The sequence below is a fragment of the Kamptonema animale CS-326 genome (genome assembly GCF_028330895.1).
GTDB classification, from domain to species: domain Bacteria; phylum Cyanobacteriota; class Cyanobacteriia; order Cyanobacteriales; family Microcoleaceae; genus Kamptonema; species Kamptonema formosum.
Window position 1 is genome coordinate 29,372 of record NZ_JAQMUA010000324.1, and the last position, 16,318, is coordinate 45,689.

Consider the following 16,318-nt stretch of genomic DNA (forward strand, 5'->3'; position numbering starts at 1 on the left):
GTAAGTGAAGTGAAGCATCAGGCGAGATCGTAAGCTACACTCAGGATGACAGAATTACGTTGAAAGGCGTAAGTCCTATATATTGCTAAGTGGGAAAAATTTCTCCCAGTTTCCCCGTCTCCTGCTCCCCTTCTCCCCCTCTTCTCTCCTATGACTAATTCCCTGTTTTGTGTCGAAAATCTGCGGGTAGCTTACCCAGAAAGAAATCAACAATCTAGCTGGGCAATTAATGACGTATCTATTACCTTAGAACCTGGGGAAAAATTGGGATTAGTTGGGGAGTCCGGGTGCGGTAAATCAACTTTAGGACGTGCGACAATGCGGCTTTTGCCCAAGTCTACGCAAATTCAGGGTCGAGTTACCTTTTCTGGGGAATCTGTGTTTGAAATGAACCCGGAACAGCTTAGACGGTTTCGTGGAGAAGCAGTGGCGTTAGTGTTTCAAGATCCGATGACTCGCCTCGATCCTTTAATGACAATTGGGGAACATTGTATTGAAACTCTCAAAGCTCACGAACCGAAATTATCGCGATCGCAAGCCAAAGATCGAGCTATAGAAACTCTGGATGCTGTTAAAATTCCAGCTTCTCGCTGGTCGCAATATCCCCATGAATTTAGCGGCGGAATGCGACAACGGGTAGCGATCGCTTTAGCTGTGCTCCTCAATCCTAAACTAATAGTAGCGGATGAACCGACTACCAGTTTGGACGTAACAGTAGCCGCTCAAATTTTAAAAGAATTAACGCGGCTTTGCGAAGAGCGGGGGACATCGATCTTGTTAATTTCCCACGATTTAGCGATGGTTGGGGAGTATTGCGATCGCATTGCTGTGATGTACAACGGCAAAATAGTAGAAACTGGCCCCGTTGAGTCTGTGTTCCAAAATCCACAACACGAATATACGCGATCGCTCCTGAAAGCAGCTTTGCACATTCAAAAGGATCGAGAGAGCGAGGGAGATGGGGAGCAAGGGAGCAGGGGAGCGGGGGAGCCGGGGAGCCGGGGAGATGGGGAGATGGGGAGTAATTTATCTTCTTCCTTGACTGCTAGCCAATTACCAATTACCAATTACCAATTACCAATTCCCAATTCCCAATTCCCAATTTTGCGGGTACAAGATTTGCAGCAACATTATACTTTAGAACGCAATTTTTTAGACCAGATATTTTCTCGAACAGGACAGGTAATTAAAGCAGTAGATGGGATTAATTTAGAACTATATCCAGGGGAAATTTTAGGATTGGTTGGAGAATCTGGTTGCGGCAAAAGTACCCTTTCTCGCACAATTTTACAGCTAATTCGCCCCACCGGAGGCAAAGTTGAATTTCTAGGAACAGATTTAACTGCTCTCTCTCGCGATGCTGTGCGATCGCACCGCCGCGATATTCAAATGGTATTCCAAGATCCCCATGCTTGCCTTAACCCGATGATGACTGTGGGACAAAGTATTGCCGATCCTTTGTTCATCCACAAATTAGCGACTCCAGACGCAGCTAAAAAACAAGTATTGGCTATGCTAGAACGGGTGGGTTTGACACCTTCAGAAGAGTATTATCAACGCTATGCAGGCGAGTTATCGGGGGGACAACAGCAGCGAGTGGCGATCGCACGCGCTCTTATTACCCGCCCTAAATTGTTAATTTGCGACGAACCGGTGAGTATGTTGGATGCTAGCGTGCAGACGCAGGTATTAGAGCTGATGTTGGAGTTAAAAGCAGAATTTAACCTTACTTATTTGTTTATTACCCATGACCTTTGGGTGGCAAGATTTTTTTGCGATCGCATTGCCGTAATGAACTCTGGTAAAATTGTGGAAATCGGCGCGACAAAAGAGATTTTTACCAATCCTCAACACCCTTATACTCAACAACTTTTACAAGCTGCGCCTTTACTTGCTCGCACATAATACAACGAGTTGATGTCATAATTGGTAGGAACTCAGCAATGCTTTACCCCTACCAATACTGCATTCATTATTAACTCTTCAAAAACGTATCAGGATCGATCCCAGATTCTCGAAGTTTCTGAATCAAAGATTCTAATTGAGCTTCTGCTTGTTCGGCGCGTTGCCGCTCAAATTCAGCGCGCTCGTGCTCAAATTCAGCTTCAGTCAAAACCCAATTTCCTTCAGCATCATACCAGCGCAACCACAATCGCTCAACTCCCTGATACTCTCCTTGCCACAAACCCAAACCTAAATCAAGATCGGAAATCCATACCCGCGAATCTTGCAACTGTAGTTCTTGATAATGCGATCCTTCCAGCTTAAAGACTCGTACCTGATTGGTATAACGGCTAAAAACCACATAGTAAGGAATGCGTAAAATCCGCTCGTAAACCTCCCATTTTCCTGGCTTTCTCTGCTCATTTTGAACTCCCCTTGATTGCCCATTTCCTGGTACTTGAAGAGCATCTGGCGGCGTTTCGCTCTCGATTTGTCCTAAATCTTCCTTCTCTGTACCGGGGGAAAGCAGCTCAACAACAACAAAGGGATTAACGGCCTCTTGCCAGACAACGTAACTTAGGCGCATCTCCACTTCAGCGTAAAGTCTGGACACGCCGACAACACCAAACCAATCCGGCCGCTTGTACCAATTAGGATGGCGCGAGTCGTAGTAAAGGTTGATGTCGCTGCCACAAAATATCTGAGAAGGTTGATACTGAGAAGGCTGAAATGTCTGGGTCAGCAATTGAGGTTGCAAGTCATGAAATTCGTCAGGCAAACCAGGTTCCTCCGGGTCTTCACTCGGTAGATCGTACATCGTGGGTAGAGTTTCTCTGGGCGATCGCGGCGGATCTGTTTGAGGAACAGGATATTTAAAGGGAAACATAAAATTTAGGCAGAATCACTGGCTTTATGTTAACATCGGCCTCAATCTAACTACTTGCCAAATTTTTTTAGTGTCGAGCGTACTTTTAAATTAGTGCCGTTTTGTGCTAATAACTACTATCTGTCCCAACATCGGGATAGCAGTGTCACCCTGGAGGGTATTTCATGTCAGGTAGCGAATTAAAAGCAGATTTCTGGATGAGCGAGTACATCACGCCTTGGGATATTTACGTTCACGGCGTTACTAGCGTCCTTGCTTACAAAAAAACTGCTTTTCAGGAGATGTACGTCGTTGAAACCGGCACTTATGGTAAAGGGTTGGTTTTAGATGGTAAATGGCAGTCCTGTACTGGCGACGAGTTCCTGTACCACGAACCGCTAGTTCACCCGGCAATGATTTTTCACGGTTCGCCGCGCAAAGTGCTCGTGCTCGGAGGCGGGGAAGGCGCTACAATTAGGGAAGTGTTGCGCTGGAAAACTGTTGAAAAAGTTGTGATGATCGACATTGACGGCGAAGTCGTTGAAGCTTGCAAAGAATACTTGCCAGAAATGCACCAAAATGCTTTTGATGACCCTCGCTGTGAGGTAGTAATTGGTGATGCTTTAGAATTCTTAGATACGACTGGTAATGATTGGGATGTAGTGATTTCTGACTTGTCAGATCCGATTGAAGAAGGGCCTTCTTTCCAGTTGTTTACTAAGGACTATTTTGAGAAAGTCCGCCGCGTGATGTCACCATCTGGCTATTTTGTTGTGCAAGCGGGGCCTGTTTCTCCGGCAGAGTTGAAAATGCACGCTCGGATTGTCAATACGCTCAAGTCCGTTTTTCCGAATGTTCAGTCTTTGACAAGCTATATTTCTACTTACGGTGCGCCTTGGGGTTTTGCGATCGCTTCGACACAGGCGATTGATACCAGGCCAGAACCCGCAAACACTGATGAAGTGTTAGCCGCAAAAACGATTGGTGGGTTCCGTATGTTGGACGGGATTACTCTGTTAGGATTGATGCAATTGCCTGGTCATGTACGTAAGGCGATCGCATCTGAAACCGAAGTTTACACTATGGCAGAACCACCGAAGTTTTTTGGTAAGGGATCTGTCGGACAATAAAGTTGCTCGGATTTACATAGCTTAAACTTCCCTTAAAAGGCTACCGCGTACACATCTCTCTGGAGCGACCAAAATCATCACATCTCCCTCTAAACCCTCTTAAAAACGCCAATTATAATAGTTTATTGTCCCCGTTTTTTAGGGGGTTGGGAGTATCTAAAGTTTGGGAAACAACTCTACTAATGATGGCTTACAGAATAAGATCGTTATCTCTATCTGTAATCTAGGAATTTTTAATAATTTATGTACTGTTTTTAATTAGCGAGCGCCAATTACCAATTAACTTTTTCACTACTACATAAATCAATATAATCTGAGACAAAAATGGCACACCAGCAAGATTCAAATTCTACTAACGCACGGATTCGGAGACCTATCGGCATCCTAGCGGGTGCATCTTATCCTTTTCGAGCATTTGGATTCCTTTTACAGACTCCTAAACTTTGGGGTTACGTTCTAGTTCCCGTATTGGTAAATTTAATAATTGGCACTGCTCTTTATGTCGGTTTGCTGTTTCCTAGTTTGCAAGGAATAGATGCTCTGGTTGCCGATTTATCAGTCAAATTTAATGCTATGATTACGGGTCTACCTGCTTGGTTGAGCTATTTAAGCGTTTTGACTTCTGTATTAGGTTGGCTATTACGAGTCCTCCTTGTCGCGGGATTATTGCTAGTAATTGGCTTTATATTAGTGCAATTTGGGGTAATTTTAGGTGCGCCTTGGTACGGCCAATTGTCGGAGCAGTTAGAACTTTTGAGAATTGGTAATTTACCTCCCGCAGATACAAGTTTGCTCGGTATTTTTGGCGAAATCAAAAGAGCAGTCGGGTTTGAATTAAGAAAATTGCAACTTCTGATTAGCGTGGCGTTACCATTATTACTATTAAATTTTGTGCCAGGAATAGGATCTATTGCTGCAACTATCGGAGGTATTGCCTTGGGAGCAACCCTAGTTTGTTTGGATTTCCTGAGCGCACCTTTAGACAGGCGACGGCTTAATTTTCAAGATAAGTTAGCAGTAGTTCGCGCTAGTTTGCCGGGAAGTGCAACTTTTGGTTTAGTTTGCTTTGGTTTGGTAAGCATTCCGCTGTTGAATTTGCTGGCAATTCCATTATGCTTAGTAGCAGGAACGCTATTTTTCTGCGATCGCATTTGGCCGGTTCGCTTTGCTGATGCAGAGACAAGCAGCGAGTCAAAATCACCCAATTCTTTAATAGAATAGAGCGGTTGTGGGGACAGATTTCATATATTTACAGGTAAACTGAAGTAGATTATTGGGAAGGTGAGGATTAATTTTTATGGAACTAGAAGGCAATGTGAAACAGCAATTTGACCGCGCCGCTGCTGCTTATGGCACGTCGCCAATCTTTGCTAAAGGACACGATTTGGCGCTGATGGTGGAAACGGCATCGCCAACAGCAGAGATGACTTTATTAGATGTCGCTTGTGCAGCGGGTCACACAGCTTTTGCCTTTGCGCCAAAGGTTCGGGAGGCGATCGCGATCGACTTAAGTCCGGGAATGTTGGCAGAGGCGAAACAACAAGCAGCGGCGCGAAAGATTACAAATATTCAGTTTCAAGAAGCTAGCGCGGCCGAATTGCCTTTTAGCGATCGCCACTTCGATCTCGTCACCTGTCGCTACGCAGCTCATCACTTCCCCAGTTTACCACCAATTTTAGCTGAAATCATCCGCGTTCTCAAACCCGGAGGTCAATTGCTAGTAGTAGATGCGATTTCTCCCGAAGAAAAACCGCTAGCCGAGTTCATCAACCAAGTGGAATTGCTACGAGATCCTTCTCACAATCGCTATTGGATGCTGTCTGAATGGCAAGCGGCGGGAGAAAGTATTGGCATTCCTTTCACAATAATTTCTCAGTGGAATTTGCTAATTGATTTTGCCGACTGGACAGCGCGACAACAAACACCAATGGCAGCGGTTTCTGAACTAGAAACCCTTTTTGATAATGCTTCCACCGCCGCGCAATCGGCTTTTTCAATTGTTGGGCCGCCTGCGCGATCGTTTCATTTACCTTCAGTTTTATTGCAAGCAACGAAATCAATTTCTTCTCTCTGAAAGTCGATGATTATTGATGATTTTGACAATAACCTTGACTCTCAATAAAAGTTATGCTACTATTTAATATAATGTCGGTTCTGATGGGGAGCAGCCATCAGACGTAAGGGGGAAAGTCCAGTGTAAATCTGGCGCTGTCCCGCAACTGTAATGAGAGTTTCTTATTCTCGGAGTCAGGATGCCCGCCGATAGTTTTTGATGTTGCCCAAATATCTGCGAGGTACAGATTATGTCTAAAAGCTTTTTGCGATTCCAAGTCGAGAATATCGTCTCAAGTCACAATAGCAAGCAGGTTGTGGCGGTATTACCTAGTTGCTGTTAGTAGCCTCATCTATCCCCATGTGCCCCTAGTTAGCTTTGCAATGCTAGCAGGTGTGAAACTGAGCCGCAGCCAAGCGGTTATTTCAGTCCTGTCGATATAGTTGGTTAACCAATTTTTACGATTCACAATTCAGTAGTATTTTCTGAGCCTAATTGCCGTGATGTGGGGGTGATCGATGACGATTGCTCTATTTAATCTGCACGCCATCTTATTTAATCAGCTAACTGTTAACAGTTAACAGTTAACAGATGGCCTCAAAGTTGTTCACAAAAGAGCTTTATTGAATGGAAACCACAATTAAAAAATCTGACTTTGTTCTGACTCCCTATATGAGGAGTAACGACTTATGGGCAACTTATCAAATCCTCAACACACTTGTGCCTTATCTTCTTTTATGGTTTTTAGCAGTCAAAGCAGCTTCTATTTCCTTTTGGCTACTACCGCCGATAGTGCTTCTAATTGTACTTTTCTCCGTGCGTTGTTTTTCTTTAATGCACGATTGCGGACACTATTCACTTTTTAGTTCAAAAAGAGTTAATCGAGTTATCGGTTTTATCCTGGGTGTCATCAATGCCATCCCTCAATACCCCTGGTCAAGAGATCATGCCTACCATCACAAAACCAATGGTGATTGGGAGCGATATCGCGGTATTGCCGACTTTCTCTCTACCGAGGAATTCTCTCAGCTCAATTCATTTGACCAAAGGCTTTATGAATTACTACGACATCCATTAATGGCTTTTCCCGGAGGTTTTTTCTATCTCGCGATCAAGCCAAGAATTGCCCTAATCGCAGGAACTTATGATTTTATTCGCGATCTATTTACTAGATTGAAAACATCTCCCGGCATGAGTTTATCAGAAATTATCTCTGCTCATAAGTCCAAACATTGGTACACGGTGGCAGAATTTTGGGATCTGCTGTTTAACAACATTTGCGTTATTGGCGGCTTAATTATCTTTAGCTATCTCTTGGGGCCGGGATTCTTCTTAACCATGTACTCAATTATCTTAACTTTTTCTGCTGCAATCTTCATCTGGGTCTTTTTTGTACAGCACAACTTTGATGGCTGCTACGCCCACAAAACAGCAGACTGGAGCTACATTCGGGGAGCAATCGAGGGCAGCACTTACCTAGAGTTACCGACAATTCTCAAGTGGTTTACCGCAGATATTGGCTACCACAACATTCATCATCTTTCTGAAAGAATCCCTAATTATAATCTCGAAGCTTGTCATAATGAAAATATTCACTTGCTATCGAAAGTAAAAAAGCTGCGGATCGGCGATATGCTGGAATGTTCCAAGTTTATCCTCTGGGATGCTGACTCTAATCGCCTGGTATCGATCGCATCATTTCGTCAAGCGGCCCAATCAATGGCTCTAGGTACATAACCAAGTTTCCTAGACAAAATGGAAAAAGTTATTGTCAAAAATGTTGAGGTTAAATCGGGATGTATTTATTGTTTGCTACACTGGGAATTCTGCTGACACTCCTAATAGTAGGAATTGCACTCTATCTACTCACCGCCCGTCGCTATCAATCGTCTGATTCTGTTGCCAATTCTTATGACGAGTGGACAGAAGACGGCATTTTAGAGTTTTATTGGGGCGAACATATTCACTTAGGTTATTATGGTTCGCCACCACAACAAAAGGATTTTTTAGCGGCTAAATCTGACTTCATCCATGAAATGGTGCGTTGGGGCGGTTTAGATCGATTATCTCCTGGCACTACCGTTTTAGATGTAGGTTGCGGAATTGGCGGTAGCAGCCGCATTCTGGCCCAGGATTACGGCTTTGCTGTCACCGGGATTACCATCAGCCCTCAACAAGTCAAACGTGCTCAGGAACTCACGCCAGCAGGTCTGAATGTCCAGTTTCAGGTAGATGATGCGATGGGATTGTCATTCCCAGATGGGAGTTTTGATGTAGTTTGGTCGATCGAAGCAGGCCCGCATATGCCCGATAAAGCTATTTTCGCCAGAGAGTTGATGCGCGTACTCAAGCCCGGTGGGATAATGGTTCTGGCTGATTGGAATCAGCGGGACGATCGCCAGCAACCGCTGAATTTTTGGGAGAAACCCGTGATGCAGCAGTTACTCGATCAATGGTCGCATCCTGCTTTTTCCAGTATTGAAGGCTTTTCTGAACTTTTAGAGGCGACGGGATTCGTTGAGGGAGAGGTGAAAACCGCAGATTGGACGGAACAAACTCTACCTTCTTGGCTAGATACGATTTGGCAGGGAATTATTCGTCCGCAAGGGTGGATGAAATATGGAGTTTCTGGCTTTATTAAGTCTGTGCGAGAAGTACCAACGATTCTGTTGATGCGGTTGTCATTTGGTGCGGGTCTTTGTCGCTTTGGGATGTTTCGCGCGATCCGGGCTAATGTAGTAACGCCATCTATAGAGGTGGAAGCAACAAAAATTCTGCGGGAGGAAGCCAATGCGAATGCAAAATGACCTTTGGCAAGGATACTTTGGCTATTGGCAGAACCGATTCATTCACCATAATATTTTGATTCTTGGATACACGGCCTGGATTGGTTATGTCAATGAAGGACGAGGGCTGGTAGTTTGCGATGTTGTCGATGTAGTTCCTCCGTTCATTGATTGGAGTATTGATATTGTTAACTTCAATCGGACATTTATTCCTCAAGGGCAGGTAGGGCGGTATCTGCAAGGTCTGGAACTGGAAGAAGAGGCTGTTAGTGGATTACTAGGGGCGATCGCGACCTATGACCCCACTCAGGCGATGGTACTTCTAGTCATTGGTAACGATGCAGTAGATATCAACCTGCTGCAAAACTTGGCAATTTCCCCTGCTGAATGTTATAAACAAGTGCAGCAACGTTGGGGGGAATTTCAGTCTGATTTAACCACCCACAGGAGATGACGATGAATAAAGCTTCTAGGGACAAGATTTATGAGACTGAGAGTTGCAGATAAATCTATAAATTCACCAAAGTTGATAGTAGTTAGTTGTAGTGCGATCGCCCTAGCATTATGTGCAAATGGACTTGGAGTATTAGCAGCAGAGATGCAATCTGGAAACAGAACATTTGCTGATTGGTGTCGCGATCGGGCTTCTTTAATTCCTGAAACTAAACATACTGTTGAAGTGCTGTTGGAGAAAGCTGAGACTACTGAGTGTGATGCGGCTAATCAGACACTTTCTAGTCTCACGGCACTATACCTCTACAACAATCAAATCAGCGATATCAAACCCTTGCAATCTTTGACTAACCTAACTTGGCTCGACCTCAACGATAATCAAATCAGCGACATTAAACCCTTACAATCTTTGACTAAACTGAATGTACTCATCCTCCATAACAATAAAATCAGCGACATCAAACCGCTAGAATCTTTAACTAACTTGACATCTCTCTCCCTCTATAGCAATCAAATCAGCGACATTAAACCGCTAGAATCTTTGACTAACCTGAATTCACTCGAACTCAATAACAATAAAATCAGCGACATTAAACCATTACAATCTTTGACTAAACTGAATGCGATCGTCCTCCATAACAATAAAATCAGCGACATCACACCGCTAGAATCTTTAACTAACTTGACATCTCTCTCCCTCTCCAGCAATAAAATCAGCGACATCACACTCTTACAATCCTTGACTAACCTGACTTTTCTCGATCTCAGCAACAATCAAATTAGCAACATTAAACCCTTAGAATTTTTGACTAAACTGAATCTACTCGACCTTAGCAACAATAAAATCAGTGAGATCGAACCATTGCAATCTTTGACTAAACTAACTGTACTTTACCTTTACAACAATCAAATCAGCGATATCAAAACATTGCAATCTTTGACTAAACTGATTATACTCTACCTCGGCGGAAATTCGATCGATCCCAAAACTTGCCCTCTTTCGCCAGAGTCTATCTGTAAGTGGGAACCACAATTAAACATAAAATGATGTTTCTTAAAGCCGATTAATATCAAATCTCGCCGATCGCAAATAGGACTTTTTTTGGTGAACTACTGTATTAACCCTAAGTGTCAAAATCGCCAAAACTCCGATGCAGTTAAATACTGCCCAGCTTGCGGTACAGCTTTGCTAATTAACGATCGCTACCGCATTCTTAAACCATTGCGATCGCTACACTTAGGACATCCTACAGAAATATTTGAGGTAGAAGATTGGGGAACTGGCGAACAAGAATGGGGAACTCACAAAGTCCTAAAAGTCCTAAAATATACAAATAATTCGGATTTAGTTCGGTTATTTAAACAAGAAGCACGGGTTTTAATCTGGCTGAGGCATACAGGAATTCCTAAAGTAGAGCCTGACGGCTATTTTAGGATTTCACTTAATAGTTACTCTCAGTATTTGCAGTGTTTAGTAATGGAAAAAATTCCTGGTGAAAACTTAGATAAATATTTAGAGGAACAACATAAAATCTCTCAATTAATAGCTATTGATTGGCTAAAACAACTAATAAATATATTAGGCTTAATTCACAGCCAAAATATTATCCATTGCGACATCAAGCCATCTAATATTATACTTAAACCTAATGGAGAATTGGCATTAGTTGACTTTGGGAGCGTCAAAACAGAAGCAGGTGAGAGTTTACCAATTGGTTCCTTGGGATATGCCCCACCCGAACAACTTGCAGGCAAAGCTATACAACAATCTGATTTTTTTGCTTTAGGGCGTACCTTTGTTTATTTACTAACAGGTAAAGCGCCTATAAATTTGATGTCAGATAACGACCTAGAGCAAATTATTTGGAGGAATAGCACTGTTAAAATTGAAAATTCCTTAGCAGACTTTATAGATGAAATGATGAATATTAAACCTGAAAAGCGACCTAAAAGTACGGGATTACTACTTAAAAAATTAAAGGTATTCGTAACGCCACCCTAAGAAACCGGGTTTTTTGACGAAAATACTTCGTTATTACCCACAGATTCTCTTAAAAACCCGGTTTCTGCCACAACCTGCGTAAGTCCTAAAGTATTAGAGTGTAGCTAGCCGCGCCGCTAGCGCCTCAATATACTGCTCGCTATTATGCTCTTTTAATACCAATTCATAACCGCATTTGGCTTGTGCCTCCGCTTCCAGGGGATTGTTTAATAGCTTGATAATTGCATTCCGCAAACCTTCAACATCCCCTGGATTAACCACTGTAGCGATACCAGGAGGTGCAAGGTAATCAGCCAAACCTTGAGTTTTCGTCACTACCACCGGTCGCTGAGTTGCCATCGCTTCTAGAAAAACTTGGATACCCGCAGCATACTTATTATCTGTCAGAGTAACTGCAACTATATCCGCATCGCGGTAGAGTTGCACCAACTCAGGCCAAGGGTAGAATTTGCGCGACATATTCTCCGGCATAATTTCAGGAAAAGCCTGCTTTAATGCGATCGCATCCTTAGAGAAACCGCTGATTTTCACATCCACATCTAAATCAGCAGTAGCTTCAGCAAGCAGCCTGTAATCCCGCTTTTCTAACCCGACGCTGGCGATCGTTCTACGCCCCTTCTCAGACCTTGGGGGGCCCGGCGTGAAAAAGTTTGTATCTGTCTGATCTAGAAGCAGCCAGTACCGGGATTGAGGCAAATTCAAGTAGCTACGAAGGAAATCAGCTTGAGGACTAGCACAAGCGATAAACAGGTCAATCCGGTTTGCCAAGCCGAACAATTTCAGAGCCAAGCGGCCGCGCGGCCGATCTATATTGTGAAAAAATACAGCTATTTTGGGTCGGTTACGCTTAGCCCCGCAGAGTGTTGCAATAGGGATACCCACATCCTCACCCGTACACAAAATCGTATCATTGCGATCGAGTTCCTCAGAGAGCTTGCGAGCTAAGGCCCAATGTTCCGGCCGACTAGAAACTTTAGAGCGTATCTGGTCAAGAAATAATTGGGAATAACCTTCTGGTTGATGGATAGTTGCCCCTAACCGCTGGCTGAGTCCCCACATCACATGACGCGGACAAATGCCAACTTCAGCATCTTTAGCGATACTCTCAAGGTCAATCGGGCGACTTAATGCTAAGTGATACTTCAAAGCGTCCTCCTTTTGATTTATGTGTAATAAAATCCTATATGTAACCCCTTTTATACTCTTCCTCTTCTCTCTGCGCTCTCTGTGCCTGTGCTAATTTTAGATAAATTAGGTAATTCTTAAATCTCCTCGGTCGATTCAACAGGCGGCTTTCGCAGGACGACAGTAGCACCATCAATAATAGCAAAATTGTATGCCAAAAACCGCAACACCCGGTCAGGTATAACAGACAAGAAAATGTTAATTTCAGGTATAACTATTTGAGCAAGCTTAAAACCACATTTTCTATAATAATTGAAGGAGCTGTGGCGATAAATGATGTCGTTCAGGTCTTGAGAAACGCAAGACCAATTATTATTGTAGTAAGGTTGGCAGATTTCAAGTGTCCCGCCAGGTTTGAGAATCCGCCAAATTTCTTCGATCGCCTGTATACTATTACTCAGGTCTTCTAAAATATTATAGGCTCTGATGTGTTCTACTGACTCGTCAGCAAAAGGCCAAGGGCTGGTATTCAAATCATGGACGAAATCAAGATTAGGTAGGGCTCGATGGTCAACCTTAATGAATCCATCCTGTTTCAAGACTCGTGAATCGACATTAATTTTCATAAGTTTTTCCCTCTAACTGCTAGATTCTAAACTGTAGTCTTCAGAGCGAACCTGTGAGTTTATACGTAGATCCAAATCAAGACAAAAAAATTCGTGTTCTCATGCGCGACTGCGGTCAACAGGCTCAAAAATTGGCACGCTTGCCGTTTGAGGTTTCCCAAAAAGGGCCAAACGACTATGTAACAAATATAGACCAGTTCTTAGATCGACAACTCTCCGCCGAATTTCACCAGCTTTTTCCTGAAGATGGCACGATCACCGAGGAAAATCCTCTTTCCAGAGCAGCTTTTCACGCCAATTACCGCCGGATCTGGTGTATAGATCCTCTGGATGGCACAGAGGAGTTTATTCACAAAAAACTTTATTACTCAGTAATGATCGGTTTACTATCAGATAACGAACCAGTGGCCGGCTGGATTTACGCCCCCACTTTTGACTTGATGTATTGGGGTGGCAAAGATTGGGGACTGTTTCAAACAGAGGGAGAAAACAACCCGCAGCCCTTGGTAGTTGCCAAACCTCCCGCGCCTACCCGCGAGAATTGTAAAATTATTTTGGGGGACAGAGACCAAAAAAATTTTGGTAGTGCGATCGCCCAACTCATTCCCGGAGTTCAATTCTACTCCCTCGGTAGCTTCGGTCTCAAAGTGATGGAAGTCATACAAGGTAGAGCGGGTTTATATCTCTACTTCAACGGTAGAGTCAAACTCTGGGATACCGTCGGCCCCTTAGCCTTAGCAAAAGCCGCAGGATTAGTCTGTTGCGACTTAGATGGGGAACCCCTTTCATGGACAGCCGACGCTGTAGACCCCTTAACACTGGCTCACAAACAAGCGATCGCCGTTGGTTGGCCAGACTACATAGAAACTCTGGGCGATCGCATTCGCCAAGCAGTGCGGACAAAATCGCGATCGTCGTAAAGCCCTCCTCTGGGCGGTAAATTACCTCCCAGAGGGCGGCTTTACAAAGAATCTTAAGATTTTCATACGATCCAAGCCCCACCGCCCTTATCATCAATAATTAAGGAGCAAAAAGTTCTTTTTGCCGAGCAACCTTAGTTCCCCAACTGCCGGCTGTGGCATATTAAAATTTCCCCATTACCGCGAGTTTTCATGGAGACAGAAGCTTTTAGTGAGCTTTTCCCCCTCTTAAAGGGAGCCAACCCACAGACATTGGAAAGTCTGCTGTCCGTTGCCGTTAAGCACGAATATCCACCAGGCAGAGCTGTCTTGATGGAAGACGCTTGGGGCAACGCCATCTATTTTGTGGTGTCAGGCTGGGTCAAAGTCCGCCGTCTCTCTGGAGATAATGTCGTGACTTTGGCGATTTTGGGGCGCGGCAACTTCTTTGGCGAAATGGCCATTTTGGACGAGTCCCCCCGCTCCAATGACGTGATTGCCCTTTCAGCAGTGCGGTTGATTAGCGTTACTGCTCAGCGATTTATTCAAATCCTATTTAAAGACCAGCAGTTGCACCACCGAATGTTGCAATTGATGGTAAGACGGCTGCGCCAAACCAACCTGCGCTATCAAATCCGTAACCGACCTCCAGCCGTTAAACTAGCCAATACTTTAGTCGAACTAGCAGAAAACTATGGTCAAAAAACCGAATATGGTACTGACATCTTTAACATCCCTTACAAAGACTTAGCGGACGTGACAGATATCGGTCTAGAGGAAACTAGCAAAATTATGGAAAAACTGGATAGCAAAGGTTGGATCAAAATCGATCCTGACCGTCAAGCCATCCATTTGACCAACCTCAAGCACTTGAAGAATTTAGCAAATCAATGACTGATGCCACCATCTCTCGCCCGTTACCAGCCAGCGGAACTGCTAACTCAGAGCAGATAGCGCCGGGGATTCAATACTGGGTAGCCATGCCCCAGCCAGAAAATCACCTGTTTGAAGTGACTTTGCGCGTGCAAGCTTGGCACGAATCTGTTCTGGATTTAAAAATCCCGGTTTGGACTCCGGGATCTTACTTAGTTCGAGAGTACGCTAGGCACCTCCAGAACTTCCGCGCCTACGCTGGAGAAAATCGGTCTTTGCCTTGGCACAAAATTAGCAAAAATCACTGGCAAATTGAGACGGAAAATATCTCCGAAGTAACGGTGCAGTATTGCATTTTTGCTAATGAATTGACAGTGCGGACTAATCATTTAGACTCCTCTCATGGCTATTTCAATGGGGCGGCCCTCTTTTTTTATCTCCCTGGATTTGAGCGTAATTCTTACACGGTGACAATTGTCCCACCGAAACCTTCTTGGCAAGTGACTACTACTTTGCCTGCTATCTCACAGGAATCTCATACTTTCCTGGCTGTGGATTTTGACACTTTGGTAGATAGCCCCTTTGAGATTGGCTCTCACCAACTTTATGATTTTGAAGTCAGAGGAAAATCTCATTCCTTGGCGATTTGGGGCAAAGGCAATCCCGAACCAAAACGCATGATTCGGGATATGCAGAAAATTATTGAGGTCGAAGCTGAATTATTCGGAGATTTGCCTTACGATCGCTATTTATTTCTGCTGCATTTATCAGGTTCAGGTTTTGGCGGTTTAGAACACAAGTTTAGCTGTTCGCTGAACTATCCTCGCTTTGGTTTTCGCCGTCAGGAAAAGTACGATCGCTTCATGCAGCTAGTCGCCCATGAATTTTTCCACCTGTGGAATGTTAAGCGTATCCGCCCTAAAGCTTTAGAAGTTTTTGACTATGATGGAGAGAATTATACTCCTTCTCTCTGGTTTTCGGAAGGCACGACGAGCTATTACGATCTAGTGATTCCGTTCCGAGCCGGAATTTATGATATTAAGGGGTTTTTCCAAAGTTTGGGTAAGGAAATTACTCGCTTTCAAACAACTCCTGGCCGTCAGGTACAACCTCTAAACGAGTCGAGTTGGGATGCTTGGATTAAGCTTTACAGGCGAGATGCTAATAGTGATAATAGCCAGATTTCTTATTATTTGAAAGGGGAAATGGTGTCATTGCTGTTAGATTTGCTGATTCGGGCGCGTCACGGAAATACGCGATCGCTCGATGATGTAATGCGAATTATGTGGGAAAATTTTGGCAAAGGGACTGCTAATTCCCCAAATCAGCAACAGCCACTTTTTAACGAGATCCGAACAGAAGTTGGCTTTACCCCCGAACAGTTACAAAGTGTAATTGACTCAGTAGCCGGGATAGATTTAAGCGACTTTTTTCAGCGGTATCTAGACAGCACCGAAGAGTTGCCATTTAACGAATACCTAGAACCCTTTGGACTTCAGTTAGTCGGCGACGATTCTGCTGGTTCCCCCCATATCGGTTTGACCGCAGGGATAGAGAATGGA

15 protein-coding genes and 1 riboswitch are annotated in these 16,318 nt (G+C 44.0%); of the genes, 12 read left to right on the top strand and 3 right to left on the bottom strand.

Going from position 1 to position 16,318, the window contains the following annotated elements:
• Window positions 1-150: 150 nt before the first annotated feature.
• Window positions 151-1,905, top strand: coding sequence for a dipeptide ABC transporter ATP-binding protein (locus PN499_RS18900; protein WP_272033647.1), 1,755 nt, complete (start codon window positions 151-153; stop codon window positions 1,903-1,905).
• 70 nt (window positions 1,906-1,975) lie between these two features.
• Here the strand turns inward: PN499_RS18900 and PN499_RS18905 are convergent, their stop codons facing one another.
• Window positions 1,976-2,830 carry a Uma2 family endonuclease gene (locus tag PN499_RS18905; protein WP_272033648.1) on the bottom strand — a complete coding sequence of 285 codons (855 nt, stop codon included), beginning with the start codon at window positions 2,828-2,830 and terminating at the stop codon, window positions 1,976-1,978.
• A 164-nt stretch (window positions 2,831-2,994) separates the two neighbouring features.
• On the opposite strand from PN499_RS18905, the gene PN499_RS18910 reads away from it, so the two are divergent.
• The 8 genes from PN499_RS18910 to PN499_RS18945 all read left to right on the top strand — a co-directional run bounded on the left by PN499_RS18910 (window position 2,995) and on the right by PN499_RS18945 (window position 11,233).
• Entirely contained in the window at window positions 2,995-3,939 is a 945-nt protein-coding gene (locus PN499_RS18910) for a fused MFS/spermidine synthase (RefSeq protein ID WP_272033649.1), read from the top strand.
• A 324-nt stretch (window positions 3,940-4,263) separates the two neighbouring features.
• Window positions 4,264-5,160: an EI24 domain-containing protein gene (locus tag PN499_RS18915; protein ID WP_272033650.1), complete on the top strand. Its 897-nt coding sequence runs from the start codon at window positions 4,264-4,266 to the stop codon at window positions 5,158-5,160.
• A 76-nt stretch (window positions 5,161-5,236) separates the two neighbouring features.
• A complete protein-coding gene (locus PN499_RS18920; RefSeq protein ID WP_272033651.1) occupies window positions 5,237-6,013 on the top strand; it encodes a class I SAM-dependent methyltransferase in 777 nt (258 codons plus the stop codon).
• A gap of 58 nt (window positions 6,014-6,071) precedes the next feature.
• Window positions 6,072-6,217: riboswitch (cobalamin riboswitch) on the top strand.
• A gap of 402 nt (window positions 6,218-6,619) precedes the next feature.
• Window positions 6,620-7,729 carry a fatty acid desaturase gene (locus PN499_RS18925; RefSeq protein WP_272033652.1) on the top strand — a complete coding sequence of 370 codons (1,110 nt, stop codon included), beginning with the start codon at window positions 6,620-6,622 and terminating at the stop codon, window positions 7,727-7,729.
• A gap of 59 nt (window positions 7,730-7,788) precedes the next feature.
• A complete protein-coding gene (locus tag PN499_RS18930) occupies window positions 7,789-8,799 on the top strand; it encodes a methyltransferase domain-containing protein (protein WP_272033653.1) in 1,011 nt (336 codons plus the stop codon).
• Window positions 8,789-9,232: a hypothetical protein gene (locus PN499_RS18935; RefSeq protein ID WP_272033654.1), complete on the top strand. Its 444-nt coding sequence runs from the start codon at window positions 8,789-8,791 to the stop codon at window positions 9,230-9,232. Before PN499_RS18930 ends, PN499_RS18935 begins: the two co-directional genes overlap by 11 nt.
• Window positions 9,233-9,262: 30 nt before the next feature.
• Entirely contained in the window at window positions 9,263-10,279 is a 1,017-nt protein-coding gene (locus PN499_RS18940) for a leucine-rich repeat domain-containing protein (RefSeq protein WP_272033655.1), read from the top strand.
• A gap of 57 nt (window positions 10,280-10,336) precedes the next feature.
• On the top strand, window positions 10,337-11,233 hold the full coding sequence (locus PN499_RS18945) for a serine/threonine protein kinase (RefSeq protein WP_272033656.1): 897 nt from the start codon (window positions 10,337-10,339) through the stop codon (window positions 11,231-11,233).
• Between the two features lie 93 nt (window positions 11,234-11,326).
• Here PN499_RS18945 and PN499_RS18950 read toward each other — a convergent pair whose 3' ends face one another.
• The gene (locus tag PN499_RS18950; RefSeq protein ID WP_272033657.1) at window positions 11,327-12,379 is read right to left on the bottom strand and encodes a glycosyltransferase family 4 protein; all 1,053 of its coding nucleotides are present in this window, start codon (window positions 12,377-12,379) and stop codon (window positions 11,327-11,329) included.
• Between the two features lie 116 nt (window positions 12,380-12,495).
• Window positions 12,496-12,984 (bottom strand): methyltransferase domain-containing protein, encoded by a 489-nt coding sequence (locus tag PN499_RS18955; protein WP_272033658.1) that lies wholly within the window; start codon window positions 12,982-12,984, stop codon window positions 12,496-12,498.
• A gap of 53 nt (window positions 12,985-13,037) precedes the next feature.
• Here PN499_RS18955 and PN499_RS18960 point away from each other — a divergent pair, with 53 nt between their 5' ends.
• From PN499_RS18960 to PN499_RS18970, 3 genes are all read left to right on the top strand, one after another.
• On the top strand, window positions 13,038-13,904 hold the full coding sequence (locus PN499_RS18960; protein ID WP_334311701.1) for a 3'(2'),5'-bisphosphate nucleotidase CysQ family protein: 867 nt from the start codon (window positions 13,038-13,040) through the stop codon (window positions 13,902-13,904).
• 192 nt (window positions 13,905-14,096) lie between these two features.
• A complete protein-coding gene (locus PN499_RS18965) occupies window positions 14,097-14,777 on the top strand; it encodes a Crp/Fnr family transcriptional regulator (RefSeq protein ID WP_007356136.1) in 681 nt (226 codons plus the stop codon).
• Window positions 14,774-16,318 (top strand): M61 family metallopeptidase (locus PN499_RS18970; RefSeq protein ID WP_272033659.1); only part of this gene is annotated, 1,545 nt, incomplete at its 3' end. The genes PN499_RS18965 and PN499_RS18970, both read left to right, overlap by 4 nt.